Annotated in this window: 3 protein-coding genes and 1 pseudogene; 1 reads left to right on the forward strand and 3 read right to left on the reverse strand. The window is 53.4% G+C overall.

All coding sequences use genetic code 11. The features are described from left to right. A pseudogene (locus tag PVZ80_RS00985) lies at window positions 1–301 on the reverse strand (hemagglutinin repeat-containing protein); the annotation flags it as partial. Window positions 302–649: 348 nt separating this feature from the next. On the opposite strand from PVZ80_RS00985, the gene PVZ80_RS00990 reads away from it, so the two are divergent. Then, window positions 650–922, forward strand: coding sequence for a hypothetical protein (locus PVZ80_RS00990; protein ID WP_273863320.1), 273 nt, complete (start codon window positions 650–652; stop codon window positions 920–922). Window positions 923–1,137: 215 nt separating this feature from the next. On the opposite strand, the gene PVZ80_RS00995 is transcribed toward PVZ80_RS00990, so the two are convergent. Both PVZ80_RS00995 and PVZ80_RS01000 read right to left on the reverse strand, forming a co-directional pair. Beyond that, window positions 1,138–1,524: an SCO4402 family protein gene (locus PVZ80_RS00995; RefSeq protein WP_124301881.1), complete on the reverse strand. Its 387-nt coding sequence runs from the start codon at window positions 1,522–1,524 to the stop codon at window positions 1,138–1,140. Continuing rightward, a partial coding sequence (locus tag PVZ80_RS01000; RefSeq protein WP_273863321.1) for a DUF637 domain-containing protein occupies window positions 1,497–3,865 on the reverse strand: 2,369 nt, incomplete at its 5' end. The genes PVZ80_RS01000 and PVZ80_RS00995, both read right to left, overlap by 28 nt.

Consider the following 3,865-nt stretch of genomic DNA (forward strand, 5'->3'; position numbering starts at 1 on the left):
TGCCGGCCTGGATCAACCCGCTGTTGACCAGGTCCTTGCCTGCCGTGGCCGACAAGTTGTGGGTGGCCCGCAAGGTACCGACGTTGTCGAGGTTCTGGCCGGCGATCAGGCTCACGTCATTACCGGCGATCAGCGCGCCGGTCGGGCCGAGTCGATCGTTGGCCTGGGCCATGTACAGCACCGGCACCAGCACTTTATCGCCGTTCACTTCGTGCTCTTCGAGCCAGACGATGTCGTGGGTCAGCGCCGCGACCTGCTCGGAAGTCAGATCAACGCAGAACACTAAGTTGAGCTGCTGCTTGCAATAAAGCAGATGCACTCAACTCACGGATACATCTCGCTCGACTAATCAGAAACCCCCTACAGCCTGCAGTGCACTCCCCTTATTTCTGCCGACCACAGTACGGTTTACAGTCGTTCGGTCGCCCAGATGGCGACTAGGTTTGGCGACCTGGTGAATGGAGTGCAAAAGATTTCTGATTACAGAAGCTTTTGCACATGCAAAGCTGCTGCTTTATGGCAGTTGTGCGCGGGAGGCCTTCGGGCCTGTCGGTTTTCCATTCCCGGCTCGCCAACCCGCGTACAGCTGCCACCATTCGTTTGGCGACGTTTGAGTGATAGCTCTTTTCAACTGAATGGAGTTACACATATGAACCGCTACATACCTATTACCGGCCACGACTGCAACATCCCCTACCTGCTGATCGATACCCAGGCACCTGTCGATGTGCTGCACGATGCAGCGGCTTATCGCATTCGTGCGGTGACTCAGTTGCTGGAAAACTTTGTGGAACCTGAAAATGCTGGAAGCCACCTTGTGGTTCTTCAGGAGCTGACGTTGGTCTGCACTATTCTGTTGCGTGACGGTTGCGATCTTCTAGATGTAACAGGGCGAAAATTACAGGAGCAGATTTCAGCCTAATCAATAGCGGGCGATCTTAAAGTCGCCCGTTTTTTTTGAAATTCAAGCTATTCAATTGTGAATCCCCCACGCCCATTTTTTAAAACCAATCAGACCTTATCATCCCGGCCTGTGCTAGTGATAAAAGGATGCTTGGTGATTACGGTGGAGTAAAGGAAGAACCCCACCGCGAACCGGGGCCATTTAACTTTAAGCGCCAGATAAAACCAGGACTTCTACGCCTGAGAAAATGCTATTAAAGCCTTTTTTGATGACTCAATAACGTTAGCCCATTCAGGCTTCGCCAAATACTCCGCATCCGTAAGACGAGTTCCATATTTATCAAAAACCTTATCAATACTCTTAACAACATCAGAAATTGCTATTACTTCGTTTTCCCCTCTAAGCACAACTCCAATCCACGAGCGAGGATCGGTTGCTAAATCTGTATCATCGTATAAAAAATGAACAGTATAATTGAACTCATCATAAGCCATATCAGAGCTCGATCTAGATACCCAGGCGCTATATTGATAATCAGCACTGGACAACCCCTCCAAGTAGGAGATCAGTTCGTCTCTCATCGTAGGGTATTCTAGTTCGGAGAGTTCCAACTTTTCCATTTCTTATACTCACTTAACGGAATATGAACTTGCTCTGCATGATCTTTAATAGACCCTACAACAGGCTTACCATCTCTACCTATAACCTGACCATTTGACCTAACAATAACGTGATCCACTTGCTGAGTTGGCTGACTTATATGAGGTTCACCCTTATCGATCCGAACACCATTTCCTTTATTTTTGGGGTCTTGCCATCTAAATCCAGTACCTTTTTTATTTGGCGAAACTGCCCAGCTCTCTGGAAGTTTACTAATTGTAGTATCTGGAACATCCCAAATTTTTGGTAGATTGCTAACCCCAGCTTCAGCATCAGTCAAAGCACTTGTCGAATTAGGATTCTTGGCGGTTTGCCCCGCCCCACCAGTTCCTTTTGCAGCACCCGCCACCACATCATCAGCAACAGCCCCAGTACCGGAGACAACCTTCGAACCACCCGCCAGAACTGGTGCTAATGCCCCCGCAATGGCTCCACCATCGCCTACGGCATCGAGAAGAAGCTTACCCCACTGCCCTTGGTTGAGATACTGCGCCTTTTGAGTGGCACCGGCTGACTCACGCAAGCAGGAGATATCCCCGCAATTGAGTCCTGCCTGCTTCATTTCAATTAGCGTGTAGGCCCTACAGAAATCTGACTGACAGTTCCCCAGCAGCTTTTCGGTGAGAATGCCTTGGGCCTGGTCATATTGAGCCTGCTCGGCAGGCGTAAAGGCATTTTGCTTATCGGCCAATGGTTTCCATTGGTCAAGCGTGTCATGAATACACTGAACCTTACCCTTGCATGCCTCCTCAATCTGCTTAGCCAGCTGCTCTTTTTGATTGTGCTCCAGGTAGTTGTAAGCCGTCCCCTGCTGCGCCACCCATCCTGCAACCTGCTGATCCTTCTCATTTCCTCCCGCAGCCGCCGCAACAGTCATGCCGAGCAGTTGAGACGTCATGGCCAGCACTTGCTCATGAGCAACACCTGGGAAAATCTTGTCCCCAACCATCTGAATCAGGGCCTTGTTGGCACCAGCCGCCAGCGCCGAGGTGGCAAAGCTTCCTCCGGCGGCCTCACCGATCAGCCCGCCAACGATGGCGTGTACGGCGACCTTGGTTGGCAAGCCACTGCCAGCCAGACTGTCGCCCACCTTTTCGTAGATGGCACCGCTCAGGGCATCGGCGGCTAAACCGATCGCGGCCTGGCTCAGGTTGTCTTTGAACTTCCCGCCGTTAACCACCGTTTTCAAGGCCGAATTCACAGCCAGCCGAACACCGATATTCTGACCAGCAATACCGCCACTGACGCCAGCTACTACATAACTCTTCAGGCTGTCACTGGAAGTGACATCCTTAACAACTGCCCCCAGATTGCCTCTGTTATTAATCGTACTGATCGCCGCGCCACTGGCAGCAGACGTCACCACAGCAGTAGCAGCGACGTTCGCCCACCCAGCGGCAGTCGCAGTACCAGCAACCGAGGTGCCGGCTGCTGCCATTGCAGATCCGGAACCTGCCGTTGCTCCAGCCGCTGACCCCAAGGCAGCGCTTGCAGCACCCGCGGTCAACGCCGTCACAATGATGATGACCGCCAACATAGCTCCCTGACCAAGGCCCGAGTGGCTGTACTTGAAGCTTTCGTGAACCTCTTGCACCTTGCGCCAGTCCACATCACCGCGCTTTTCCGCATCCTTGAGCCACGCCAACTGTGGATCTGCCTGCACCATGGCATCGATGGTCTGGCTCACCGACTTCTGGTCGATCTGCTTGATATCGATCTTGAGGCCATCGACTGCCTTAATCGCCAATTGCCCTTGGGCCACTAACTCGCTCTGTCGCAGGGTTTCATCGGTGTTGCCTTTCCCCTTGGCACTGGTCCACGAAAGGCTGTTGCTGCTCTTCTCGTGACTCTCCTGATGCAGGTCCTTCACCCCTTCAAAGGTGATCTCCCCACCGCTTTGCAGCGTGATGTCCTGGCCGCTCTCCAGCTTCGCCGCCTGATACTTCTGGTCCCCACCGCTGACCAGGGTCAGGTCGCCCCCCGTCTTGATTTCGCTGCCGATGTTTTTCACATCGGTCACTTCGTCACGTTTGGTCTGCTTGCTGCCCCAACTGCCTTTTTTCTTCTTGTCGTACAGCGAGTAGTCGCTGTCTTGCGCCGCCAGCAGTTCGAGGTTGTCGCCGGCTACCAGGTAGGCTTCATCGCCGGCGGTGATACGGCTGGAGATCAGCGCCATGTCCTTGCCGGCGCTGAGGTCCACGTCGCCACCGGCGCTGAGGGTCGTGGCGACCTGGCTGACATGGTCTTCCTGGCGGGTGACTTTCTTGGTTTTTTCGTAGGAGTGCTGCTCGTCCGCCGCCG

It is taken from the genome of Pseudomonas sp. B3G-3 (assembly GCF_028640915.1).
GTDB classification, from domain to species: Bacteria; Pseudomonadota; Gammaproteobacteria; order Pseudomonadales; family Pseudomonadaceae; genus Aquipseudomonas; species Aquipseudomonas chlororaphis_I.